At 38.2% G+C, this 23929-nt stretch carries 23 protein-coding genes; 18 read left to right on the top strand and 5 right to left on the bottom strand.

From position 1 onward, the window contains the following. Positions 1 to 51 precede the first annotated feature (51 nt). From RM539_RS08575 to RM539_RS08535, 9 genes are all read left to right on the top strand, one after another. A complete protein-coding gene (locus RM539_RS08575; protein ID WP_311502978.1) occupies positions 52 to 951 on the top strand; it encodes a sterol desaturase family protein in 900 nt (299 codons plus the stop codon). A 12-nt stretch (positions 952 to 963) separates the two neighbouring features. Beyond that, complete coding sequence (locus RM539_RS08570; protein ID WP_311502977.1) at positions 964 to 2301, top strand: MBL fold metallo-hydrolase; 1338 nt, start codon at positions 964 to 966, stop codon at positions 2299 to 2301. A 284-nt stretch (positions 2302 to 2585) separates the two neighbouring features. Next, positions 2586 to 3071, top strand: coding sequence for an acyl-CoA carboxylase biotin carboxyl carrier protein subunit (locus RM539_RS08565; RefSeq protein WP_311502976.1), 486 nt, complete (start codon positions 2586 to 2588; stop codon positions 3069 to 3071). Between the two features lie 167 nt (positions 3072 to 3238). Further along, a complete protein-coding gene (gene accC / locus RM539_RS08560; protein ID WP_311502975.1) occupies positions 3239 to 4678 on the top strand; it encodes an acetyl-CoA carboxylase biotin carboxylase subunit in 1440 nt (479 codons plus the stop codon). Between the two features lie 45 nt (positions 4679 to 4723). Further along, on the top strand, positions 4724 to 6265 hold the full coding sequence (locus RM539_RS08555) for an acyl-CoA carboxylase subunit beta (protein WP_311502974.1): 1542 nt from the start codon (positions 4724 to 4726) through the stop codon (positions 6263 to 6265). 399 nt (positions 6266 to 6664) lie between these two features. Then, a complete protein-coding gene (locus tag RM539_RS08550; RefSeq protein WP_311502973.1) occupies positions 6665 to 7738 on the top strand; it encodes an NAD-dependent epimerase/dehydratase family protein in 1074 nt (357 codons plus the stop codon). A gap of 1 nt (position 7739) precedes the next feature. Continuing rightward, a complete protein-coding gene (locus RM539_RS08545; RefSeq protein WP_311502972.1) occupies positions 7740 to 8303 on the top strand; it encodes a vitamin K epoxide reductase family protein in 564 nt (187 codons plus the stop codon). A 1-nt stretch (position 8304) separates the two neighbouring features. Then, positions 8305 to 8667: an SPW repeat domain-containing protein gene (locus RM539_RS08540; RefSeq protein WP_311502971.1), complete on the top strand. Its 363-nt coding sequence runs from the start codon at positions 8305 to 8307 to the stop codon at positions 8665 to 8667. A gap of 32 nt (positions 8668 to 8699) precedes the next feature. Further along, entirely contained in the window at positions 8700 to 9605 is a 906-nt protein-coding gene (locus RM539_RS08535; protein ID WP_311502970.1) for an NAD(P)-dependent oxidoreductase, read from the top strand. Here the strand turns inward: RM539_RS08535 and RM539_RS08530 are convergent. After that, on the bottom strand, positions 9580 to 10212 hold the full coding sequence (locus RM539_RS08530) for a trimeric intracellular cation channel family protein (protein WP_311503156.1): 633 nt from the start codon (positions 10210 to 10212) through the stop codon (positions 9580 to 9582). The two genes, RM539_RS08535 and RM539_RS08530, sit on opposite strands and share 26 nt — an antisense overlap. A 178-nt stretch (positions 10213 to 10390) precedes the next feature. On the opposite strand from RM539_RS08530, the gene trxB reads away from it, so the two are divergent. Continuing rightward, the gene (trxB, locus tag RM539_RS08525; protein WP_311502969.1) at positions 10391 to 11386 is read left to right on the top strand and encodes a thioredoxin-disulfide reductase; all 996 of its coding nucleotides are present in this window, start codon (positions 10391 to 10393) and stop codon (positions 11384 to 11386) included. Between the two features lie 150 nt (positions 11387 to 11536). On the opposite strand, the gene RM539_RS08520 is transcribed toward trxB, so the two are convergent. Continuing rightward, a complete protein-coding gene (locus RM539_RS08520; RefSeq protein WP_311502968.1) occupies positions 11537 to 13030 on the bottom strand; it encodes a GFO_1087 family putative carboxy terminal peptidase in 1494 nt (497 codons plus the stop codon). A 149-nt stretch (positions 13031 to 13179) separates the two neighbouring features. Here RM539_RS08520 and RM539_RS08515 point away from each other — a divergent pair, with 149 nt between their 5' ends. Continuing rightward, entirely contained in the window at positions 13180 to 14061 is an 882-nt protein-coding gene (locus RM539_RS08515; RefSeq protein WP_311502967.1) for a sulfotransferase domain-containing protein, read from the top strand. A 2-nt stretch (positions 14062 to 14063) separates the two neighbouring features. Here RM539_RS08515 and RM539_RS08510 read toward each other — a convergent pair whose 3' ends face one another. Beyond that, complete coding sequence (locus RM539_RS08510) at positions 14064 to 14525, bottom strand: DinB family protein (RefSeq protein WP_311502966.1); 462 nt, start codon at positions 14523 to 14525, stop codon at positions 14064 to 14066. A gap of 232 nt (positions 14526 to 14757) precedes the next feature. Between RM539_RS08510 and RM539_RS08505 the strand changes: the two genes are divergently transcribed. The 3 genes from RM539_RS08505 (at position 14758) to RM539_RS08495 (ending at position 18054) form a co-directional block, all read left to right on the top strand. Further along, positions 14758 to 15624 carry a hypothetical protein gene (locus RM539_RS08505; protein ID WP_311502965.1) on the top strand — a complete coding sequence of 289 codons (867 nt, stop codon included), beginning with the start codon at positions 14758 to 14760 and terminating at the stop codon, positions 15622 to 15624. 224 nt (positions 15625 to 15848) lie between these two features. Next, positions 15849 to 16187: a hypothetical protein gene (locus RM539_RS08500; protein ID WP_311502964.1), complete on the top strand. Its 339-nt coding sequence runs from the start codon at positions 15849 to 15851 to the stop codon at positions 16185 to 16187. A gap of 289 nt (positions 16188 to 16476) precedes the next feature. After that, positions 16477 to 18054, top strand: a complete 1578-nt coding sequence (locus RM539_RS08495) for an NADP-dependent glyceraldehyde-3-phosphate dehydrogenase (protein ID WP_311502963.1) — start codon at positions 16477 to 16479, stop codon at positions 18052 to 18054. Positions 18055 to 18120: 66 nt separating this feature from the next. On the opposite strand, the gene RM539_RS08490 is transcribed toward RM539_RS08495, so the two are convergent. Then, the gene (locus tag RM539_RS08490) at positions 18121 to 18795 is read right to left on the bottom strand and encodes a M15 family metallopeptidase (protein ID WP_311502962.1); all 675 of its coding nucleotides are present in this window, start codon (positions 18793 to 18795) and stop codon (positions 18121 to 18123) included. A 296-nt stretch (positions 18796 to 19091) separates the two neighbouring features. On the opposite strand from RM539_RS08490, the gene RM539_RS08485 reads away from it, so the two are divergent. The 3 genes from RM539_RS08485 (at position 19092) to RM539_RS08475 (ending at position 21673) form a co-directional block, all read left to right on the top strand. Continuing rightward, a complete protein-coding gene (locus RM539_RS08485; protein ID WP_311502961.1) occupies positions 19092 to 19646 on the top strand; it encodes a hypothetical protein in 555 nt (184 codons plus the stop codon). 158 nt (positions 19647 to 19804) lie between these two features. Next, the gene (locus RM539_RS08480; RefSeq protein WP_311502960.1) at positions 19805 to 20569 is read left to right on the top strand and encodes a LytR/AlgR family response regulator transcription factor; all 765 of its coding nucleotides are present in this window, start codon (positions 19805 to 19807) and stop codon (positions 20567 to 20569) included. Continuing rightward, positions 20570 to 21673 (top strand): sensor histidine kinase, encoded by a 1104-nt coding sequence (locus tag RM539_RS08475; RefSeq protein WP_311502959.1) that lies wholly within the window; start codon positions 20570 to 20572, stop codon positions 21671 to 21673. Between the two features lie 56 nt (positions 21674 to 21729). Here RM539_RS08475 and RM539_RS08470 read toward each other — a convergent pair whose 3' ends face one another. Beyond that, the gene (locus RM539_RS08470; RefSeq protein ID WP_311502958.1) at positions 21730 to 22812 is read right to left on the bottom strand and encodes a Gfo/Idh/MocA family protein; all 1083 of its coding nucleotides are present in this window, start codon (positions 22810 to 22812) and stop codon (positions 21730 to 21732) included. Between the two features lie 255 nt (positions 22813 to 23067). Between RM539_RS08470 and RM539_RS08465 the strand changes: the two genes are divergently transcribed. Beyond that, a complete protein-coding gene (locus tag RM539_RS08465) occupies positions 23068 to 23925 on the top strand; it encodes a L,D-transpeptidase (protein ID WP_311502957.1) in 858 nt (285 codons plus the stop codon). The last annotated feature ends 4 nt before the right edge of the window (positions 23926 to 23929 follow it).

Raw genomic sequence — 23929 nt, 5'->3', positions numbered from 1 at the left:
ACTGCCCGAAATCAGCGAAATCCATATTTTTGTCTTAGAAACTGATCCGAGTTGGAGAAATATTTAAAAATAATAGCAGATTCCTTTACCGGATATTTTAATTATCTGGTGCAGGAAATTACCAATCCTTCCTGGACAAATTATTTTTACTGGCTTATTGGCCTTTCCATTTTGGCCTGGGCACTGGAAATCATTATTCCGTGGCGAAAGGACCAAAATATTTTTAGAAAAGGCTTTTGGCTGGATACCTTCTACATTTTCTTTAATTTTTTCATATTTTCGCTGGTGGGTTACAATGCACTTTCCAATGTGGGCGTGGAGTTATTTAATGATTTTCTGGGGCTTTTCGGGATAGAAAACATCATAGCTTTTCATGTGCAGAATTTTGCGGTTTGGGCGCAATTACTCCTCATGTTTATAATAGCAGATTTTATCCAGTGGAATGTTCACCGGCAGTTGCACCGGCAGCCGTGGTTATGGGAGTTTCATAAATTGCATCATAGTGTAAAGGAAATGGGATTTGCGGCACAGTTCAGGTTTCATTTTATGGAAACCATTATTTATAAAACCTTGCAGTATATTCCGCTGGCCATGATTGGTTTTGGGATACAGGAATTTTTTGTGGTGCATATGTTCAGCGTTTTTATCGGGCATTTGAACCACGCAAATCTGGCCTGGAACTATGGCATCTTCGGCTATATTTTCAATAATCCTAAAATGCACATCTGGCATCATTCCCGGGATTTGCCACAAGACCGGCCTTACGGTATGAACTACGGACTTTCCTTAAGCATCTGGGATTATCTTTTCGGCACGGCCTATATTCCGCAGAACGGAAAAAATATTAAACTTGGTTTTGAAGGTGATGAAGATTTTCCGGAAGATTTCAGGAGCCAGGTTACTTTTCCTTTCAGAAAAAATAATAACCACCAAGAAAAATCAGATCACTAAAATTACACGAAAATGAACATAAAGCAATTTAAAGACGATCCGCTGGCGCATTATTCTTACGCCATTGTGAGCGATGGAAAAATGGCCTTAGTGGATCCGGCAAGGAATCCCATGCCTTATTATCGATATGCAGAAGAACAGAAGGTAAAAATTGTAGCCGTTTTTGAAACGCATCCTCACGCAGATTTTATAAGTAGTCACCTGCAAATACATCAGCAAACTGGTGCCCATATTTATGTAAGCGAAATGGTGGATGCCGGTTATAAACACAAATCTTTTGATGAAGGAGACAGCTTTAAAATGGGCAGTATCACCTTTAAAGCCATAAACACGCCGGGACATTCTCCTGATAGCATCACTGTTGTGGCTGAAAATGATGATAAAATGGCTCTCTTTACAGGTGATACGCTTTTTATTAAAGATGTAGGCAGACCTGATTTACGTGAAGATTCCGGAAATAAAAAGGCGAAACGAATAGACCTTGCCAAAAAAATGTACCATAGCATTCAGGAGAAATTTAAAAATTTTCCAGATGAAGCTTTGATTTATCCTGCTCATGGCGCAGGTTCTTTATGCGGAAAAAATATGAGCAGCGACTCCTCCGGTACTTTAGGAAATGAGCGCCAGGGAAACTGGGCTTTTAACGAGCAGACAGAAGAAGAGTTTGTAGAAGAAATACTGAAAGATCAGCCGTTTATTCCTAATTATTTTGGATATAATGTTGATATCAATAATTCCGGGGCTGAAAATGTGCAGAAAACCATGGCTGTTGCTAATTTCCACCTTATGGTAACCGAAGTGGAAAAAGATATTTTAGTAATAGATACACGTGATGAAAAACTCTTTAAAAATGGCCATTTGCCTAACAGTTTTAATATTATGGCACGTTCAGAAAAGGACAAATTTGAAACCTGGCTGGGTGCAATTGTTAAACCAAAAGAAGCATTTTATCTGGTTTTAGAAAGCGTGGAGAAGTTTGATGAGGTTTTGGAAAGAGTTGCAAAAATCGGCTATGAAAATCAGTTAAAGGGAATTGTAACTCTTTCTGCTGAAGTTTCCGAAAAGAATGATAAGTTCAACCTGAAAGATTTCAGAAAAAATAAAAGCAGTTATACCATTGTAGACATCAGGAATAACAGCGAGTTGGAGGATGGGAAAATTTTTGAAGAGGCTTTTACCGTGCCGCTAAATGAACTAAGAGATGAAGCGCACCAAATTCCTTCTCATAAACCTATAGTAGTACACTGTGCCGGCGGCTATCGTTCTGCAGCCGGAAGCAGCATTCTGGCAAATAAATTTGAACATACAAAAATATATGACCTTGGTGAGGATATTAAAGAATTCAGCTAAGAATTTTCAATCCATATAAATATTATCACTACCTAAAAGCTGCGAGTGCTTCTATAAAAAAATTGTTGCACTCGCGGCTTTTAATTTCTCATTGAGGGTTTTAAGTCCGCAGGGCCTGCCTCGAAATTTTAAAATTGCTTCCTAGTCCATACCTCGTGAGTTTGCCCCGATGTTTTTGATTTTAGCAGCAGAACATTCTAAAAACTTAGAAACCTTCAATTAAAGTTTGAACTTTTTCTATATTTACGAAATAAGCTTTCAAAATTCTGTTTTAATTAAGAAATATGGAAAAAATATATAAGATCAAGGTCAATACTTCCTATGATTTTGAATTTACCAGGGAGGAAATTGAAACCCTAGATCAGCAACAGGTTTCGGCATCGGGATTTCATGTTTTAAAAGACAATCGCTCTTTTAAAGCCAAAATTTTAAATTCGGATTTTAACCGCAAAAAGTATAGTGTAAAAATTAATTCAAACATTTATGAAGTAGATATAGCCAATGAGCTGGATTTGCTAATTGAAGCTATGGGCTTGTCTTTAGGTTCTGCCCAACTGATGAATGATATAAAAGCACCTATGCCCGGGTTGATTTTGGATGTTAATGTACAGGAAGGAGATGAAGTGCAGGAAGGAGATACCCTTTTGGTACTGGAAGCCATGAAAATGGAAAATACCCTTACTGCTCCCGGGGTTGGAGTTATAAAATCTGTTCATGTAAAAAAGGGACAGGGCGTGGAGAAAAATCAGTTATTGATAGAACTGGAATAGATAAGACAAGAGTGAAAAGGTTGTAAAGGCATAAGGTTAGAAGTTTATAATTTAGTAAAAGCCTTTATGCCTGGATCTTCAACCTCAAGATTTATTTCAGGAATTATAAGAAGCAGTAAACCATAAACAGTAGCCGGACGAACTATTTCAAAAACAGATAATTACAGATGGAAAAAATATTAGTAGCCAATCGGGGAGAAATCGCTTTGCGCATTATGAAAACTGTGCAAAAAATGGGAATTAAAACCGTGGCTGTCTTTTCTAAAGTCGATAGAAATTCTCCACATGTAAAATTTGCCGATGAGGCCGTTTGCATTGGAGAAGCGCCTTCTAACGAGTCTTATCTAATGGGAGAGAAAATTATTAAAGTAGCCAAAGATTTAAAGGTGGACGGGATCCATCCCGGCTACGGGTTTTTAAGTGAGAATGCTGCTTTTGCCGAAAAGGTGGAAAAAAATGGTCTGGTTTGGATTGGTCCTGGTTCTAAGGCTATTAATATTATGGGGAGTAAACTGGCCGCGAAAGATGCGGTAAAAAAATATTATATTCCCATGGTTCCTGGCATAGATGAAGCCATTACAGATGTTGAAAAAGCAAAAAAAATTGCCCGGGATATTGGCTTTCCTGTTTTAATCAAAGCTTCCGCCGGAGGTGGAGGAAAAGGAATGCGCGTTGTTGAGAAAGAAAAAGACCTGTCAGAACAAATGCAGCGTGCGATAAGTGAAGCCGAATCTGCGTTTGGAGACGGCTCGGTTTTTATCGAAAAATATGTGGGCTCGCCAAGGCATATTGAAATCCAGGTATTGTCAGATACCCATGGCAATTTTCTTCATCTTTTTGAGCGGGAATGCAGCATCCAGCGGCGCCACCAAAAAGTGGTGGAAGAAGCCCCTTCAGTAATTCTTGATGAAAAGCTTCGAAAACAAATGGGAGAGGCGGCCGTTAAAGTTGCCAAAGCCTGTGACTATGTTGGGGCCGGAACCGTGGAATTCCTGATGGATGAAAAAAAGAACTTTTACTTTCTTGAAATGAATACCCGTTTGCAGGTGGAACACCCGGTTACGGAGCTAATTACCGGTATAGACCTTGTAGAGCAGCAAATAAAAGTGGCACGGGATGAAAAACTTCAGTTTTCACAGGAAGATTTGAAGATTGAAGGGCACGCGGTAGAGTTAAGGGTTTACGCTGAAGATCCTATGGAAGATTTTATGCCGAGTGTTGGAAAGCTGGAAAGATATCGTGGCCCCCGGGGCAAAAATATTCGTCTTGATGATGGTTTCGAAGAAGGTATGGAAGTGCCAATCTATTATGATCCTATGCTGGCAAAACTTGTTACTTATGGGAAAAGCAGGGAAGAGGCTATTCAATTAATGATAAAGGCTATTGATGATTATGAAATTAAAGGAGTAATGACCACACTGCCTTTTGGAAAGTTTGTTTTTGAGCATGAAGCCTTCAGAAGTGGAAATTTTGACACCCATTTTGTGAAGAAATATTATTCCGCAGAAAAGATGGAGGATAAGATAGCAGAAGAAGCAAAATTGGCAGGTATAATTGCTTTAAAACAATATTTGAAAGATCAGAAATTAGTCCGCTTACCAGAATAAATTCGAGATTCACATTTAGAATTAAAAATCCAGAAGTTGTAGAAAATGAGCAAAAACATAGAAAAATTAAAAGATAAAGTTGCACAGGCCCATTTAGGAGGAGGTGAAAAAAGAATTGCCAAACAGCACGATAAAAAGAAATTAACTGCAAGAGAACGAGTAGATTATCTTTTAGATGAAGGTTCTTTTGAGGAAATTGGAATTCTGGTAACCCATCGCACCACAGATTTCGGGATGGACAAACAACAATATTATGGGGACGGCGTAGTGACCGGTTACGGAACAATAAATGGCCGATTGATATACGTTTTTGCGCAGGATTTTACTGTTTTTGGCGGAGCTTTGTCTGAAACCCATGCGGAGAAAATCTGTAAAGTTATGGATCATGCCATGAAGGTTGGCGCACCCATTGTTGGCTTGAACGATTCCGGTGGAGCAAGGATTCAGGAAGGCGTAAAATCTTTAGGTGGTTATGCAGATATTTTCTACCGAAATGTGCAGGCATCGGGCGTAATTCCGCAAATTTCTGCTATCATGGGTCCTTGCGCCGGCGGAGCGGTTTATTCTCCTGCAATGACAGATTTTACACTGATGGTTCAGGATACCAGCTATATGTTTGTTACCGGCCCAAATGTTGTAAAAACGGTGACCAATGAAGAAGTGACTTCAGAAGAACTTGGTGGGGCCAGTACACATTCCACAAAATCGGGCGTTACGCATATTACATCTCCCAATGATATTACCTGTCTGGAAGATATCAAAACTCTCATGAGCTATCTTCCGCAGAACAATAAAGACACTCCCGAAAATTTGCCTTATGAATTAGGGGATGAAATACGGGAAAACCTGGATACATTGGTACCAGATAATTCTAATAAACCTTATGATATGCATGAGGTGATAAAAGGAATTATTGATGAAGATTCTTTTTTTGAAATACATAAAAATTACGCCGATAATATTATTGTAGGATTTGCGCGGCTTGGCGGTAGAAGTATAGGAATTGTGGCTAACCAGCCGATGAGCCTGGCAGGCGTTCTGGACGTAGACAGCTCTAAAAAAGCGGCACGTTTTGTTCGTTTTTGTGACTGTTTCAATATTCCGTTGCTGGTATTAGTGGATGTTCCCGGATTTCTACCGGGAACCGATCAGGAATGGAACGGGATAATTCTTCATGGCGCAAAATTGCTTTATGCCCTTAGTGAGGCAACTGTGCCGCGGGTAACGGTAATCACCAGGAAAGCTTACGGCGGGGCTTATGATGTGATGAACAGTAAGCATATTGGAGCCGATCTTAATTACGCCTGGCCAACTGCGGAAATTGCCGTAATGGGAGCCAAGGGAGCGAGTGAAATTATATTCAGAAAAGAAATTAAAGAGGCTGAAGATCCTGAAGTGAAACTTTCAGAAAAAGAAGCAGAATATGCCGAAAAATTTGCTAATCCGTTTAAGGCAGCACAACGTGGCTTTATTGATGAGGTAATAATGCCCCGGGATACCCGGCGAAAATTGCTAAAGGCGTTTGCTATGTTGGAAAAAAAGCAAATTCTGCGAATAGACCGTAAACATGGCAATATTCCGTTATAGGTTTGGTACTTACTGAAAATTAATTTGAAAAAGGCAGTCCAAATTTTTTAAAATACGTCATTCTTAATTTATTTAAGAAACTCATCCGGTTACCTCGTTATTTTTCAGGTGATCCTAAAATAGTTCGGGCTGACGAGAACACTTTTCGTCAGCCTCTTTTCTTTCAGCATCTCCTATACCTGGAATATCCATAATTTTTCACAAAAACCCTGAATCGGGTTTAGGTTGACGATACAATTATGATATACTTCGGAGAGGGAAATTTGAAATCCAATGCGTAATTTTTCCGGTGGCTGTTTCTCCTTATAATTTTGTTAAAAATTATCGTATTTCGGGAGCTTCATAAACATTTTACTAATTTCAGGTAAACTATAAATCAGCCAAAAAAACAATCAATTTATGGATAAAATTATAGATCACCCTGAAAAAGGGGCACGTATCGAAGATAAAGAAGTTGTTCTTATTACCGGTAGCAGTGGACTTATAGGTTATCCTTTAATAGAAAGACTGGCGAAAAACTATCGTGTTATAGGCCTGGATAGAGTTGGCCCTCCTTATCCGCCGCTTAAGGCTGAATGTGTGAATTTTGATATTACAGATGAACATGCCATAGATGCTGCCATGGAGCGCATAAGGTATGGTTACGGGAACAAAATAGCTTCAGTGATTCATCTTGCAGCTTTTTATAGTTTCAATACAAAAGATAGTCCTGCCTATGATAAAATTAATGTAGAGGGAACCAGAAAATTCCTAAGACAACTACAGGATTTTGAAGTGGGCCAGTTTATTTATTCCAGTTCAGATCTTATTTACAAACCTACTAAGCACGGCAGGAAAATAAATGAAGACTGTCCTGTGGAAGCAAACTGGGGTTACCCGGAATCAAAAATCCAGACAGAGGATCTTATTAAAAATGAAAACGGTGATATTCCAACAGTATTTCTTCGGGTTGGAGGCGCTTATAATGAAATGGGACATTCCATTCCCGTTACACAACAAATAAAAAGGATCTACGAAAAAGATTTTATTAGTCATTTTTATTCCGGAGACATGAACAGCGGAGATGTTTTTGTACATCTCGAAGATGTTCTTGATGCCCTGGAAAAAACGGTGGAACGCAGAGATAAAATTCCCAATGAAATGGCAATTAATATTGGGGAACCAACAAGTCCAACTTACAAGCAATTGCAGGATAAAATAGGGAAACTGCTTCACGGCGAAAAATGGGAAACTTATGAAATGCCCAAACCTGTGGCAAAAGCTGGTGCCTGGGCGCGGGATCTGGTGGGAGATCCTTTTATAAAGCCATGGATGATAGATCGTACAGAAGATCATTATGAACTGGATATCACCAGGGCTAAAGAAGTTTTAGGTTGGGAGCCTAAACACCGGCTTCTGGATACCTTGCCGGAGATCGTAAAAAACCTGAAAAAGGATCCTGATAATTGGTTTAAGAAAAATAATCTTGAGTAGTATGGCTTCAAAAACTGATCAAATCCCGCCAGGATGGGATTATAATCCGGCTACCTGGGGACAAAGACTTCCCATAGTAATACTCGCAATAATAGGTGTGTTTGTTGCAGGATATCTCTCACTTTACCAGCTTAATATTATTGATACAGTATGGGAGCCGTTTTTTGGAAATGGAAGTAAAGAAATACTCAATTCAAAAATTTCGAATGTATTGCCTATTCCCGACGCGGCTTTAGGAGCTATAGGTTACCTTGTAGATGCTGTTACAGGGGTAATTGGCGGCACACATCGTTGGAAAAAGATGCCGTGGATAGTTATTGTTTTTGGACTGGCAGTAGGTCCGTTAGGGTTTGTAAGTGTAATGCTGGTGGTATTTCAACCGGTATTATTTTCAGCCTGGTGTACACTTTGCCTGTGTTCTGCAGTAATTTCGATAGCAATGATTGGCCCGGCTATGGATGAAATGCTGGCCAGCCTTCAATATATGCAGCGGGTAAAAAGATCGGGCGCTTCTACCTGGAAAGCCTTTTGGGGTGTGAAATCTGAAATTGAAAAAGTAAATTAAGATGTGGGCACAAGTAATAAATACTATTTTAGGAATATGGCTTATGGCCGCTCCGGGTTTTATTGGCAATACCGCTGCTCATGCCGATAATGGGCATATTGCCGGGCCTGTAATTGTAACCTTTGCGGTTGTTTCCTGGTGGGAAGCTACGCGAAACGTAAGGAAATGGAATTTACCAATAGGAGCATGGTTGCTGCTTGCTCCATGGATATTAGGCTATACCGATACCTGGGCGATTGTTAGTGATATGGGAACAGGAATATTGGTTATTATTTTTTCTTCAATACAGGGAAAAATTGAAAGCAGGTTTGGCGGAGGTTGGAGATCATTATGGAAGGATAATCCCGCTCATATGCAGCAATAAATTTCAGTATTATTATCTTCGGAAAAAAATATATGCGGCAATTCAACAAAATTGTTTCTGTAGATCATACCAAACTACAGGATTGGGCTTTACAGGAATTAGAAAAATACAGTAAAACTGAAGTTGAAGTTTATAAAGATTATCCATCCTCCCAAGATGAAATTATAGGACGTATCGGGAATGCTGAAGCGGTCCTGGTTTCATGGCGTACTCACCTGGACAGGGAAATTATTAGCAACTGTCCAAATTTGAAATATATCGGTATGTGCTGCAGTCTTTATGATGATGAGTCGGCTAACGTGGCGGTAAACTTCGCCCGGGATAAAGGAATAGAGGTTACGGGAATAAGAGATTATGGTGATCCGGGGGTAATTGAATTCATTGTTTCAGACCTGGTGAGACTGCTCCATGGTTTTGGTGAAAATCAGTGGCGGGAAATGCCGATGGAACTTACCAACCGAAAAATTGGAATTATCGGCCTGGGAGTTACCGGACGATTACTGGCAAAATGCCTGCTGCCATTTGGAGCAGATCTGTATTATTTTAGCCGAAGCCGGAAAAAAGAATGGGAGGCGAAAAATGTTAAATACCTGCCTTTAAATGAACTGTTGGAAACCTCAGAAATAGTCAGTATTCATCTTCCGAAGAATATTGAAATTTTGGGAAAAGAAGAATTTGCTGCTTTGGGTTCAGGAAAAATCCTGATTAATACTTCTCTTGGCCTTCCTTTTAATGAAGCTGCTTTTCAGGACTGGATAAAGGATACTTCAAATTTTGCCATTTTTGATGGGGACGGGAAAAATGCCCTGGACGGAAGGGTATTAAAACATACTAATATTATTTCCGCAGAAAAAAGCGCAGGCTGGTCTGCTGAAACTGAAACCCGTTTATCAGAAAAGGTTATAGAAAACCTTAAAAATTACCTTTCCCGGAATTAAGGTGGAAAGATGGGAGGGAGATCTTATATTTTACCACTAGCAGCCGGATAATAATTACGGTTAAAGAGGTTACTATATATATAACATCTGTATTCACCCCAAAATTGTAAAGGAGAACAAAAGCGGAGGCACCTATAAGGCAGGCAGTGGCGTAGATTTCTTTTCTGAAGATAACAGGAATTTCATTACAGAGAATATCACGAATCACACCACCAAAAGTACCCGTCATTGCACCTAGTGCTACAGAGATTATTGGATCAAGTTCATTTCTTATTCCGGTTTCCACTCCCGTAATGGTAAAAACACCAAGACCAATGGTATCAAAAAGAAAAAGCGACCTTCTTAAATAATAAATTTTATTTCTGAAGATAATAGCCAGAATGGTAAAAATCCCGATAAGATAGATATAAAGTGTGTTTTCCATCCAGATAACCGGTGTATTCCCAATAAGAACGTCCCGAAGTGTACCGCCGCCAATAGCCGTGACAAAGGCAATTATAAAGACTCCGAAAAGATCCAGTTTCCGGTCCATTGCAGTAAGTGCTCCTGAAATGGCAAAGGCCATTGTTCCCAGGATATCCAGTACATTGAATAAGCTAAGCTCCATTGCAGGCAAAGTTACTTTTTTATAGAGCAAACGGTAAATTAAGTTTTTACTTTTTAAAACCGGTTTACTTCTGTTCTATTTAATGCGTTACAACTATTGGCGAATAATGAATCTTAATTAGTTTAGGCTATAGGTTTGGACTAAAGTTAGTATTTTTACAATCCAAAATTTATTTGATATGAGCGACAACATTGAAAGAATAAAATGTCTTATTATCGGCTCCGGACCGGCAGGATATACTGCAGCTATTTACGCATCCCGGGCCGATATGAAGCCGGTGATGTATACCGGAATGGAACCGGGGGGGCAGTTAACTACCACTACTGAAGTTGATAATTTTCCCGGCTATCCTGATGGGATTGATGGTCCTCAAATGATGGTGGACCTTCAGAAACAGGCAGAGCGTTTTGGAACCAAAGTGAGAATAGGAATGGTTACTGAAGTGGAATTCAGCAAAAAAGCAGGGGGTATTCATAAAGCTTGTATTGATAATTCTAATTGGATAGAGGCAGAAACCATAATTATTTCTACCGGGGCTACGGCTAAATATCTTGGGTTGCCAAGTGAGCAGAAATTAAGAGGAGGCGGAGTTTCGGCTTGTGCAGTATGTGACGGCTTCTTTTATAAAGGTCAGGATGTGGCCATTGTTGGAGGTGGCGACACTGCTGCAGAAGAGGCTACCTATCTTGCCAATATTTGCAAAAAAGTGACCATGTTGGTACGTAAGGATTATATGAAAGCTTCCAAGGCTATGCAACACAGAGTGGAGACTACCGAAAATATTGATTTAAGGTATAATACCGAAGTTGACGAGATTTTGGGGGACCAGGTGGTGGAAGGCCTTAGAATGATTAATAACCAAACCGGAGAGAAAGAGGAAATAGATATTACCGGATTTTTTGTGGCTATAGGCCATAAACCTAATACCGAAATTTTTAAGGATTGGCTTGATATGGATGAAACCGGTTATATTATTACAAACAGCAAAACCACAAAAACCAATATTCCCGGTGTGTTTGCTTCAGGAGATGTTCAGGATAAAGTTTACCGGCAGGCAATTACGGCAGCAGGTACCGGCTGTATGGCAGCTTTGGATGCAGAACGTTATCTTGCTGAAATTGAAGCGGAAGATGATATTGAAAATGCACAGACTAAGAAGGAAGCAGTTCAGTAACTAAAGGTTACATACCTTATCAACTGTGAAAATCTTAAAACTTATTAAGGTTGAAAATATTCATTATAAGGCTATATTAGTAGTCAAAAAAAGCCCGAAAATCCGGGCTTTTCTTATATCTGTGTATTATTTTTTCTAATCTATCTCCTTCTAATCTTTCCTGGGATTAGCCGGTAGTTTATCTATATACATTCTTTGAAAGTTAGGTTTATTCATCCCGCTTTCTCCAACAGGAATAAATCTTTGAGCTGCTTTTACAGAAGCTTCACTTCTTTTTTCCTGTGGTTGCCCCAGTAGATGATTAATAGCGGCTTTTAGAAGTGGTTCTGAAGTTTCCCCTAAAACTCCTAAATTGTTTATACTTTCCGGTAATTCCACATCTGGTAATAATCCATCAATGTAATCAGATTTTCCATCTGCGTTCGCCGATTTAAAAACAAGGGGTTGAATTGCATATGTGTGATTTTCATTGGCATCCTTACGGGCATAATCCGGGCTGTCATACAAGGTTACTGAAGCCTGAAACTTTCCGGTGGTAATTTCACCAATTTGTACCACGTTAATGTATGGTTCAAGTCCATTTATAACAAGTTCGCTTGCAGATGCCGTACTGGGACTGGTAATAACATAAACTTTGGAAAGGTTTAAGCTATTAATGGATTCTCCTGTTCTTATCTTAGAATCAAACCTGTTAATAAGGTTCTCGGCATTTTGAGCTTCCAGATATTCCTGATACCTGGGATTCCATTGTTCTTTCATAAAAATTTCTCCCTCATACTGTCCTGTAATCATACTGGCTAAATCCACAGCCGATTCTACAGATCCACCACCATTATAGCGAAAATCAAGGATAAGATTGGTTATACCCTCAGCTTTAAATTTACCAAATTCAGCATTAAGCTCGTCATCAAAATCGGCAATAAAGCTGTTGTACATGAGGTAGCCAATTTTCTCACCTTCAAGATTCAGGGTTTTCGCCAGGTAAACCGGATTTTCGGTATATTGTTTTTTTGTTAGAGTTGCTGTCCTGTCCGACATTACTATGCTTCCTCCTTCAATTTTACCAATATTTATGGTAAAGGAATCGGTTTCAAGTAAATCTTCAAAATTATCCAATGTCATTTTTTCTCCATTTACTTCTGTAAAAACCGTGCCTCTCTCAAGTCCTTCTTCTGCCGCAGGTGTATCAGGTAAAACATACCGCAGAAAAGCAAAGATATTGTTGGTACCACTAATCCTGCCCAGGCCATATTCCATACCGGCTGTGCTGCTGCTAATTCCGTCGAAACTTTCTTCAAGAGCTACATAATCATCAGTGATAAAACTGAAACGGTCCTGAGAAGAAATTAAACTCTGAAACAAAACTTCAGGAGATTCAAAACCACGTAGGAAATCAGCCTCTTCGGCATCCGTTGCAAAATATCCATCAACCAGTTGCGGCACATCGGTTTGATAAAGATAAATATCATTCATACCGGAATATATAAACTCCTGTATTTCAATATCTGCTGCTTCTACAGGATTTTCAGTTGCAGCTTCCTTTTCATTTTCTGCCACGCTATTATTAAGAATTTCATCATCCTTTTCACAGGAGATGAAAAAAATAGCAATAGCAGAAAAATATATAATTTTCTTCAATGTCATAATTAGTTCTGTTCTTTGATTTAGGTGCAAAAGATGTAAACTTTTGTATTAGAGGTATATAATGTTTCACTAACTATGCCATACTATTTAGATGAGAAAATAATTCCTTTTGCTGTATATCATTTTATTACTTTTATTTAAAAATGTTTATGCATACGCTACAGATTGGCTATCCTAAATCGGGAAATTTCTGGCTTTATCAAATCCTTCACCGAATTTTTAAATATGGAAATGAAGGTTCTTCAAGCTTTATTGAAAAGCATCCTATCCAGGCCATGGCTAAAACCTGGGATCTTAATTATCCTGAACAATCTGTTATAGATATGATAGATATTAAAGATTTGCAGGTTAGTTACCGTATTAGCAGTATCTTTAAAATGCCCATAGAAGATTTTTCGCAATATCTGAATAATACTAATCATGTCTGGACGCATTCCCCTGTTTGTAAAAGAAGCGGCGATATCCTGAACTTACTAGGTAAGAAGGTATATATTGTAAGGGATCCGCGGGATGTAGTTATTTCAGCTTCCAAATACTTTTGTTCAGATTATATGCTTAAATATTTTCCGCAGGAAATAAAGGATCCGGAAATATATCTGGAACAGAATCTTGAGAGGCTTATGACTGAATGGGTGTGGCATGTTTGGGATTATTTAAGGCTAAGTGAAAAATATAATATTCATATATGCTATTTTGAAGGCTTCCGAAGAAATTTTCAGGAAGAGCTATCCCTGCTTTTGAATTACCTGGAGATTTATCTCAACCGGGAAGAAAGGGAAAAACTGGAGCAGGCGGTGAGTTTCAAAAACCTGAAAAAGAAAAATCCCAGGCATCTCAGGAAAGGAACTTCCGGGTACTGGAAAGAACATTTATCAGAAAATCAAAAAATAACAGTCGGTAAAATTGCAGGGCCTTTAATTAATTTTCTGAATTATTCAGATTTAGATAATGATCAATTTCCCAGAAACTTCCATAATACAGATTTTAAAAATTTAAAGGAAGAAATAATTGCCTCACAACAATTACTCTAGAATTACCACACCCCAAGCTGCCGGCCTATGGTTTTTAACTGCCCTATATGATAGCCGGTGTGGTGCAGAATGGTCATGGCGGCCCACGAAATTGTTTCTCCGTTTGCCTGGACTTTGAAAATAGGTGTTTCAGGATTATTAACAATTTCTATTACTTTTTCAAGTTCCCTGTTGTACTCATCTATAGCATTGTCCCATTCTTCTCTGGTTTCAGGTTGATAATTATCCGGCCAGTGGGCATCAGGCCATACATCTTGGTTGTTTTGGGGATCTTGCATAAATTTGAGGAGAGATTGTTGCCTGGCCCTGATGTGGCCGAGTAAAATCCATGCTGAAAAATGAAGACCGTCTAATATTACTCCGCATTTATCGTAGGAAAATTCACGAAGCAAAATAACATTTGGAGCAAAGCCTCCTTTAAGTAATCCTGTTAATTGTTGCCGGAGTAAAAGCTCTTCATCCATATAATATAAATTGAGTGTTCACGGGTTATAGTTGATTTTTGTGAGAACAAATTATTAAATCTACGGCAACACAAGTCCCGGATTTTATTAAAATTAACAATTCTTTTCAGTACCCATTTTTACATTTATGGAGGAGCAGGATTTCTTTTTTGAAATTATCCTTTTTTGTTCACTTATTATTTTTAGTTTGAGACTTGAAACAGATAATTCATTATATAAAAAAGATATAGGAATGAAAAAAGGAAGTCCGGAAGTGGAAATGATTGTCAGGGAAAAGACTAATCAAAATGCAGAATTTCGCATTATTGGGCTTTCCCGTAGCGGGAATCATGCAATTATCAACTGGATAATAAATCAGCTAAACGGGAAGTATTGCTTTTTAAATTGTACCGAGCCAAAATATAATCCTTTTCTAACCGCCAGGCCTTTAACTGAGGAAGGTGAGGTTTATCAGACTAATATTGAAAATTTCGATCTGGAGAAGGAGCGGCAGGGAAACTTCACATCAAAAGATTATTTGCTTTATAACCATGAAGATTGTTTCCTGGGGCCTTTAGAAAAAACTAACAAATCTCAGCATAAAATCTGGGTGGGAAACTCACTTCACCAGCGGAATATTATCATCTTAAGAGATCCTTTTAATTTGTTTGCCAGCAGGATTAAATCCGGTCTTCTTAGAGGGCACTATCCCGGTCATGGAGGGAAACCAATTTCGATTCTTACCCTTCAGCGAATTTATAAGCAACATGCACGGGAATTTTTAAATGGGAAATATCTAAAAAATAAAGTCCTTATTAATTATAATTCCTGGACTTCCAGCTCTCAATATCGCAGGCAAATTGCTCAGGATCTTGAAATATCTTTTTCCGATGAAGGCTTTAATGAGGTTACTGAAGTGGCAGGCGGAAGTTCCTTTGATGGAACAAGTTTTTCCGGGAAAGCGCAAAAGATGAATCTTCATGATCGCTGGAAAAAATTTGCTGAGGATAAGGAATACTGGGCTATGTTTGATTCTGAAATGATAGAACTTACCAAAAAAATATTTGGTAATATTCCTCCTGTAGCTTTTGCTGAACGTTATTTAAATTCTTCAAATTAAATATCTGTGGTCCTCATAAAAGCTGGTAAGGCGCTTATTGAAAATTAGGTGAGGAATTAAGTATCACGAAGTATTCTTATTTAAAGAAATTCAACTGTATAGGATGTCGAAAAAAAGATATACTATGTAGGAAATATAAAAACAGGTATTTTAGATAAAGAACTAAATTTGTCTATAAACTGTAAGTGTGTTAAATTTATAAGGAAAGCAATTTTCTTAAGATTATGGAGATTTCTAAAGATGCTTATTTTATAAACCTTTTAAAAGATGGTATTGGATATACTGAAGTTATCCGGAACTCATCTAAAGAGTACTGGGATAAATTGATAAAGAATAACCTGGTTAAAATAGATGCTTTAGGTAAGGTTTATCTTACTGATAAAGGAAAGGTGGCGCGGCTAATGGGAATTGAAGAATATCTAAGGGCTGAAAAGCTGGAGAAGGAAATGACCGAATACAGCCTTAAAAAATTGAAATTTCAGAATAAATTGCTTAGCGCAGCACTTCTATGTCTTTTCCTTATGTTATTGTATATAATTTTTGAAAATAATTTTAGTTTCTGATTCTTAACTATTGAGCTGGTAACTACTTCCACATACCTCCAAACCAATCTCCTGAGAATTATACTAGCTGGCAGAATTTAAATAATCTTGTAACCCGCCAAATTTTGGATAAACTACCTAATCCATTATTAGATTATTAAATGCATGGTTGCTTTTAAAACATTGTTCAAAATGGAACAAAAAAGTTATTCATGTGCTATTTCAAATATATTTTTGTTAAAATGCTTACAATTGCTTCTATTGCGATTTATTTAGCAACTTTATTTAATTTTAACCATTCAATATAATTATGAGTAATCCAACTGCCTTTGAAATTAAGGAACTGCTGCACCAGGATACCTATTTGGGAAACGGGGAGCTTAAGAAATGGCACGGCAAAAAAGATGAGGTATTTTCTACAATTTCCTCTGGTGAAACATATAGCAAGACCTTATTGGGAACAGTGCCCCACATGGATAAAACCACCGCTTTGGAAGTGCTGGATCATGCTTGTGATGCTTACGATAAGGGTAAAGGGACCTGGCCAACTTCTAAAGTTTCCTACAGGATTGAATGTATGGAGAATTTTGTCTCCCAAATGAAGCAGGAAAGAGAAAAGGTGGTAAAATACCTGATGTGGGAAATTGGAAAATCCCTTCCGGATTCCCAAAAGGAATTTGACAGGACTGTGGAATATATCTATGATACCATTGAGGATTACAAGCAGCTGGACAGGGATAGTGCCAAGTTCTCAAAACGAGACAATGTTAATGCACACATCCGCCGGGGTCCGCTGGGAGTTGTTTTGTGTTTAGGGCCTTACAATTATCCTTTAAATGAAACATTTGCGCTTTTAATTCCCGCCCTTATCATGGGGAATACAGTAATTTTTAAACCGGCAAAGCATGGGGTATTACTGTTATCGCCATTGCTAAAGGCGTTCCAGTCAAGTTTTCCTAATGGAGTTGTAAATATAATCTACGGTAGGGGAAGGGAAGTAGCGGCCCCTATTATGGCTACCGGTAGAGTAGACGTACTGGCTTTAATAGGCAATAGTAAATCTGCCATTGCCCTGCAGGATCAACATCCTTTTAAAAACAGGCTGAGACTGGTGCTGGGGCTGGAAGCTAAAAATCCTGCCATTATTTTGCCTGATGCCGACCTGGACCTGGCAATTCAGGAATGTATTTCGGGTACGCTTTCATTTAATGGACAGCGATGTACTGCTCTTAAAATAATTCATGTTCATGAGGATATAAAAGAAGAATTCAATAGCCGCTTTGCTAAAAAGGTAGATGAATTAAAATTTGGGAATCCCTGGGAAGAAAAAGTACAGCTTACACCGCTTCCGGAACCTGATAAACCTCGGTATATACAGGAGCTTATCAGCGATGCCAAAGACAAGGGGGCGAAAATTCTGAATGAGAAAGGTGGCAAGGTTTCAGAAAATTATATTTACCCGGCTGTGCTTTATCCGGTTACTACGGAAATGAGGGTTTATAAAGAAGAGCAATTTGGCCCGGTAATACCTGTGAAGCCTTTTAATTCTATTGAAGATTTATTAAATGAAATAGCAGATTCAAATTACGGCCAGCAGGTGAGCCTCTTTGGAAAAGATATTCAGCAACTTGCGCCGCTAATTGATACTTTGGTCAACCTTGTATGTAGAGTAAACCTGAACAGTTCCTGCCAGAGAGGACCCGATGTTTTTCCGTTTACCGGAAGAAAAGATTCAGCCGTAGGAACTTTAAGCGTGCACGATGCCCTACGTTCTTTCTCTATAAGGACTTTTGTGGCTTCCAAAGACAATCCTTATAATAATAAGATACTTCAGGAATTGCTGTCCAGTGATAAATCTAATTTTGTTAGTACCGATTATATTCTTTAGATAAATTAAAATAGAAGAGGCCTGCTGTTTAATAATGGCAGGTCTTAAATCTTAAAAACTGGAAATTTATTCTACCGGAAAATCAAAATAAGTATCCGGATAAGGTTCGTTTCTTAGAGTGTAATGCCACCACTCTTCAGAATAAGGTCTAAAACCATATTTGTTCATAACATTTTTTAGTAACTCACGATTTGCCTGCTGCTTCTTACTAGGTTTATTGCTGTTGTGGTGAGAAATACTTCCGAAGAAATCATAAGGACTACCCATATCCAGTTCTTCCCCTGTATCAGCATCCACAATAGTAAGGTCTACTGTGCTGCCACGGGAATGCCCCGAACGGGAAGCAATATAGCCCTTTTGAAAAAGTTTCGATTTTTTAACCTCGGGATAATATACATTTTTTGCAACAGTGTCTTCTTCATTTTTTGCCCACTCCACAAAATTATTAACTGCCGATTGTGGCCTGTATGCATCAAATATTTTAAGGCAATAGCCTTCGTTTAATAGTTCCTCCTGTACTTTGCATAATGCCTTTGCGGCAGCTTTAGTGAGAATAGCCACAGGGGCATTGTAAGATTGCACAGTCCTGCCTGTAAAATTATGTTTGCCGGCATACCTAATCTCCTGCATTATACCTGGAACAGCCTTTTCTACATAAACAAAATTTTCAGGTAAGACAGCATATTGGGCGTAGCTGCCGGAAAAACAGCTAATAATTACGATGAATATAATGGCTTTCATAAAAAAGTTTGACACTAAATTAAACAATTATTTTGCTTTGTCTAACCTGTAGAAAAGCAATGTTGCCTTTAGAGCCAGATGCTATGAAATACCAGCAGATTGATATGGGTTACTTCCTGTTATTGTTCAAAACGAGGTAGAACTGGTTTTGCAATTTATATCTTAAAACCAGTTGCCTGTTACTTCTTTTGGGGCAATGGCATCATTAACATAATTTACCAGGGATGTTTGCCATAGATTAGCATCATTAATCATCAATCAATAAATAGAACAAATTAATTCTAAAACAAACAATCATGAAAAATTTAATCTTATTCCTGACCCTGCTCACGTTCTGTGCTCTCGCCAATGCTCAAAAAATTAACCAATTAGAAGAAGCTAAAGTAGGCTTTGCCCCTTTGGATGCAAAGATACTAAGAGAAGGTAATACTTCCTCATTTAAAGTAGTGGAAGCATACGCAGGCGAATTTGTTAAAAATCCAATTTCCTTTATGAACAAAAATTTTAATATTCAGAATTTTATTTCAGAAGGTAATTACGATCAAAATGATACCTATGAAGTCACTTTTAGATGTGCCAAAGGATCTCTTTTTGCAAATTTTGATGGGGAAGGAAACCTGCAAAGGACTTTTCAGAAGTTTAAAAATGTACCATTGCCCATAGAAATCTCCCGTGCGGTTTTAAGAGATTATAAAGGCTGGACAATTACCAAAAACAAAGTGGTGGCACGAGGAAAAGGCAATTATTTAGATAAATCTACTTACCGCCTTAAGCTCGAAAAAGAAAATGAGAAACAGAAGATTAAACTGGACGGTAAAACAGAAGGAATTGCAGGTTTTGTGAGCAATTAAATTTCTGTTATAAGTATTGTTCAATTTGAATTAGCCTGCTACCGGAATATTTCCGGTAGCTTTTTTAAGTATAGATTTGAAATTATACAAGCTTGATATTCAATAAAAATGCTTAAAATTAACATGGGATTGCACACCATAAATATAGCATTAAATATATGAAAGCACTTGTTGTGGACGATGAAGAACTGGCCAGGAGGAGAATAATCAATTTACTGGAAGATATTGCCGAAATTGAGTTAATAGGCCAATGCACTAACGGGCAGAAGGCTATTTCAGAAATTAATTCCAAGAAGCCCGATCTTCTTTTTCTCGATATTAACATGAAGGATATGAATGGCTTTGACGTCTTGCAAAAGGTGGAAATTAACCCCAAGCCTATGGTGATTTTTGTTACAGCCTACGATAAATATGCCCTGAAGGCTTTTGATGTGGAAGCTTTTGACTTTCTGCTGAAGCCATTTAAAGATCAGCGGTTTTTTAAAACCATAGAAAAAGTTCTCAAAACAACCCAAAAAGAGGTTGAAGCCCATTTTGAAAAGCGAATGATGGAGTTGTTCCATGTTTATTCCAAATCTTCTTCCAATCTAAAATGTGCAAGTAAAATAGCTGTAAAACAGGGTAATAAAACCGCCCTTATTGATCCGGGAAAAATTTTGTATATCCTGGCATCGGGTTATTATGCTGAAATCTATACAGCGGGCAAAAAGTATATTTTACGGGAATCGCTGAATGCTTTGGCTGAAAGCCTGGACAAGAATATTTTTGTTCGCATTCACCGGTCCAGCATAATTAACATAGAATACGTACAGGAGATAGTGCATTCAGAATTTTCAGAAATTGATGCCCGCATGAGTGACGACAAATTACTGCGGGTAAGCAAATCTCATAAAGACAAATTTTTGGAAAAAATAGGTATATAAATGAAGCTCACCTGGTTTAGTAAGAAGTTCCTGGACTGGAACCTTGTTTTAATTTTGGCCGGTTTTTATTTGTTGTTCGATTTTGTGCTTATTGCGAAGGTGGCATATATGCAATATGTGATGCTTCCCGCGAGGCCGTTTTCATGGGCATCTTTCCTGTTTCACAATATCCTGCTGGATTATGTAATTGTGGTAAGCTATATGACTATTATTGCCAGTAGTACTAAACGTTTTTTGTATAAAAAATATTCATGGGCTAAAATTATAACTTTTCACACTATTCTTTCATTTCTTATTGGAATGGTAATTCGCCTGGTACTTGATTTTTATTCGATTATTACCAGCCAACAAGGTTTTGCAGATTATAACTTCAGTGAAAGTGTGTATGCATTTATGTATGTAATAGACCTAAATTTTTTAATTTATTTTGCCATGGTTTCCATTATCTACACCTATTATTACCTTAAGCAGGTAAAGGAAGCTGAAAAACGGCATATAAAACTGGAAAATCAACTGGTAACTACAAGAATGAAAATGCTCTCTTCCCAGTTGCAACCACATTTTCTATTTAACACCTTAAATTCCATTGCAGTTTTGACAGATGTTGATGCCGGGAAGGCGAAAGACACTATTGCCGATCTTAGCGATTTTTTGCGGGAAATCCTGTATAAAAGCGACAGCAATTGCATTAGCTTAGATGAAGAACTGCGTATCCTAAAATATTACCTGAATATTCTTAATGTACGTTTTTCAGACCACCTCACTATAAACCGTGAGATCGAAGAATCGCTTCGTTACAAGAAGATACCCGCTTTGTTGCTGCAGCCTTTAATAGAGAATTCCATAAAGCACGGCTATTCCTATAACCATACAGATTTGGTCATTAATATTTCTGTTTTTAGCCGTGATAAGAAATTTGTGCTAAGAATAACAAATAATGGAGAATCTATTACTGAAACCCATGCGGAACTGATGAAGAAAGGTGTAGGTTTGCGCAATATTGATGACCGTTTAAAGAACCTTTACGGGAAAGACTATTTCTTTGAAATACGGAATATGCAACCGCAGCGGGGTGTGGAAACTCTTATAGAAATTCCTCTTTGATCTTTCTGCGGAAAATTAGCGGAATAATTTTATTACGTATTAATAAGCCAGAGATACTAAAGGCTTAACCTTTGTCCTCCTTTACTTGCAGATTCAAATATTTTTTCCACAATAAGAATATCCTTTAAACCTTCCTCTCCGGGAACCAGCACAGGTTGATTATTTATAATAGCAAGGGCATCATCATCCATTTGTACCGCCTGCTGATTTTTACCAAATGGTTCTAAAACAGTGCCATCACTCGCCTTACCCTTTACACCAGAATATGCCTGGAAGGGTTCCAGGTAGTAGCTGCCTTTAGCGCAGTTAATATCCAGTATATTCATGCTTTCTCCAAAACTGGTACGGCAGTTAGCTATAATTCCTTCCGAAAATTCAAGGGTGAAAATAGTGGTTTCATCTACTTCATCAAACATCTCCGGCCGTTTTGTAGAATGGGTGGCACTAACTGCAACAGGCTCCATTCCGGTGGAGTACCTGGCCCCGTTTAATGAGTACACTCCCATATCATACATGGCACCGCCACCCATCTCCTGCTCCAGCCTCCAGGGGCTTATGTTTGTACCGTAAAATCCTGCATTAGCTTTTAATTCTTCAATTGCTCCAAAAGATTTGGTCTTTGCCCATTTCATGATGGTTTTGGTATTTGCCTCATGTTGCATCCTGTAGCCAATGGAAAGTTTTACATCATTTTCCCTGCAGGCATCAATAATAGAGCGACATTCTTCTGCCGTTTTGGCCATAGGTTTTTCACACCATACATGTTTACCGGCATTTGCCGCTTTTATGGCATATTCGGCATGCAGGCTGTTTGGTAGCACCACGTAAACAACATCAATATCATTATTATTGGCGATGCTGTCCATATTCTCGTAATTGTAAACGTTAGCATCTTTAATCCCGTATTGTTTTTGCCACTTCGGAATTTTCTCCGGGCTTCCGGTTACGATTCCTTTAAGCTCGCAATAATCTGTTTTTTGCAATGCGGGCGCAAGAAGATTTGTACTGTAGTAGCCTAATCCTACAAGGGCTACTCCAAGTTTTTTTGAAGGTTTAGCGGAAAGTATGCCCGGGAAGGGAAGGGTAGAAGCAGCCAGAAACAGGCCTGATTTCTTTATAAATGTACGTCGATTATCCATGGCGGTTTTTTAAGGTTCAATAAGTTAAAAATTAAACTTAAACCGGAAGAAGAAAAATAATTATAGTTAAACCAACAAACTCTTAACGCTTTATTAGTAGTATCAGTAGGGGAGGAAGCTTAATTTTGTATTTATATTAATAAAAACTCATTTATTTTGTCCCCTTTAAAAATTTTTAAATATTTTGGTAGATCCACAGTGTTTCTGATAATTCTGTTCTTTGCCTTTTCTTCATGTTCAAATGACGTGGAAAAGATGAAGCAACCAGTGAAGGAAACTACTTTTACAGACACCATTCAACAACTTCAGAAGCAGGAAGAACCGGAAAAAGATTCCAGGCTGGCCATTAATTATATCATAGATTCTCTTAGCACACGGGAAGCATTGGACAGTTTAAAAACCCGATATTCCGAAGAAGAAAAGCAGATTGTATATGCGATTAATCGAATTGAAGATTACAGGGTAAGTCCCGGAATTCCTTTGGTAATTCCTGATACCATCACAACAGATTTGCTTCTTTACAGCCCATTTCCTGAAAAATTACCCGTTCTGGATTCCATTCCTAAAGCTGTATTGGTGGCACAACGAATTCAGGGTATTGCCCTTTATGAATCGGGAAAATTAATTAGGTGGGGACCTGTGAGTTCAGGTAAAAAGTCCACACCTACTCCAAACGGCCTTCACTATGGAAATTATAAAGCCAAACGCAAGGTGAGTTCCGTAAATAAGGACTGGATCCTGCCATATTATTTCAATTTTCTCAATGTTGAAGGGGTAGGGGTTCATCAATACAATTTACCGGGATTTCCTGCCAGCCATGCCTGTGTGCGGCTAAAAATGGAAGATGCTAAATTTATTTACGACTGGGCAGAAATGTGGCGGCTGGAAGACGATCAGGTTAAGCGTAATGGTACTCCATTTATGGTATTTGGAGATTATAACTTTGATGCTCCCGCCCCCTGGCTTGCTCTTTCAGATGATTTTAAGGCAGATGATTTGACTTTGGAAGAATTAGATACCTTAAAAAATTACGTGAAGTTGTACAGGGAAGATCCAAGAAATTTTGACCAAAAAGAGATTCAGGATATAGCTGATTCAGAAAAGACTTCTTAAATTG

It is taken from the genome of Autumnicola musiva (genome assembly GCF_031846585.1).
In the GTDB taxonomy this organism is placed as follows: domain Bacteria; phylum Bacteroidota; class Bacteroidia; order Flavobacteriales; family Flavobacteriaceae; genus Autumnicola; species Autumnicola musiva.
The sequence above is the reverse complement of the archived record's forward strand: the minus strand, read 5'-3'. Positions and strand labels throughout refer to the sequence as shown.

Bases quoted from the DNA above. Each gene is read 5' to 3' on its own strand.
- RM539_RS08570 (WP_311502977.1), top strand. From the start codon at position 964: ATGAACATAAAGCAATTTAAAGACGATCCGCTGGCGCATTATTCTTAC.
- RM539_RS08565 (WP_311502976.1), top strand. From the start codon at position 2,586: ATGGAAAAAATATATAAGATCAAGGTCAATACTTCCTATGATTTTGAA.
- accC (WP_311502975.1), top strand. From the start codon at position 3,239: ATGGAAAAAATATTAGTAGCCAATCGGGGAGAAATCGCTTTGCGCATT.
- RM539_RS08555 (WP_311502974.1), top strand. From the start codon at position 4,724: ATGAGCAAAAACATAGAAAAATTAAAAGATAAAGTTGCACAGGCCCAT.
- RM539_RS08550 (WP_311502973.1), top strand. From the start codon at position 6,665: ATGGATAAAATTATAGATCACCCTGAAAAAGGGGCACGTATCGAAGAT.
- RM539_RS08545 (WP_311502972.1), top strand. From the start codon at position 7,740: ATGGCTTCAAAAACTGATCAAATCCCGCCAGGATGGGATTATAATCCG.
- RM539_RS08540 (WP_311502971.1), top strand. From the start codon at position 8,305: ATGTGGGCACAAGTAATAAATACTATTTTAGGAATATGGCTTATGGCC.
- RM539_RS08535 (WP_311502970.1), top strand. From the start codon at position 8,700: ATGCGGCAATTCAACAAAATTGTTTCTGTAGATCATACCAAACTACAG.
- RM539_RS08530 (WP_311503156.1), bottom strand. From the start codon at position 10,212: ATGGAGCTTAGCTTATTCAATGTACTGGATATCCTGGGAACAATGGCC.
- trxB (WP_311502969.1), top strand. From the start codon at position 10,391: ATGAGCGACAACATTGAAAGAATAAAATGTCTTATTATCGGCTCCGGA.
- RM539_RS08520 (WP_311502968.1), bottom strand. From the start codon at position 13,030: ATGACATTGAAGAAAATTATATATTTTTCTGCTATTGCTATTTTTTTC.
- RM539_RS08515 (WP_311502967.1), top strand. From the start codon at position 13,180: ATGCATACGCTACAGATTGGCTATCCTAAATCGGGAAATTTCTGGCTT.
- RM539_RS08510 (WP_311502966.1), bottom strand. From the start codon at position 14,525: ATGGATGAAGAGCTTTTACTCCGGCAACAATTAACAGGATTACTTAAA.
- RM539_RS08505 (WP_311502965.1), top strand. From the start codon at position 14,758: ATGAAAAAAGGAAGTCCGGAAGTGGAAATGATTGTCAGGGAAAAGACT.
- RM539_RS08500 (WP_311502964.1), top strand. From the start codon at position 15,849: ATGGAGATTTCTAAAGATGCTTATTTTATAAACCTTTTAAAAGATGGT.
- RM539_RS08495 (WP_311502963.1), top strand. From the start codon at position 16,477: ATGAGTAATCCAACTGCCTTTGAAATTAAGGAACTGCTGCACCAGGAT.
- RM539_RS08490 (WP_311502962.1), bottom strand. From the start codon at position 18,795: ATGAAAGCCATTATATTCATCGTAATTATTAGCTGTTTTTCCGGCAGC.
- RM539_RS08485 (WP_311502961.1), top strand. From the start codon at position 19,092: ATGAAAAATTTAATCTTATTCCTGACCCTGCTCACGTTCTGTGCTCTC.
- RM539_RS08480 (WP_311502960.1), top strand. From the start codon at position 19,805: ATGAAAGCACTTGTTGTGGACGATGAAGAACTGGCCAGGAGGAGAATA.
- RM539_RS08475 (WP_311502959.1), top strand. From the start codon at position 20,570: ATGAAGCTCACCTGGTTTAGTAAGAAGTTCCTGGACTGGAACCTTGTT.
- RM539_RS08470 (WP_311502958.1), bottom strand. From the start codon at position 22,812: ATGGATAATCGACGTACATTTATAAAGAAATCAGGCCTGTTTCTGGCT.
- RM539_RS08465 (WP_311502957.1), top strand. From the start codon at position 23,068: ATGAAGCAACCAGTGAAGGAAACTACTTTTACAGACACCATTCAACAA.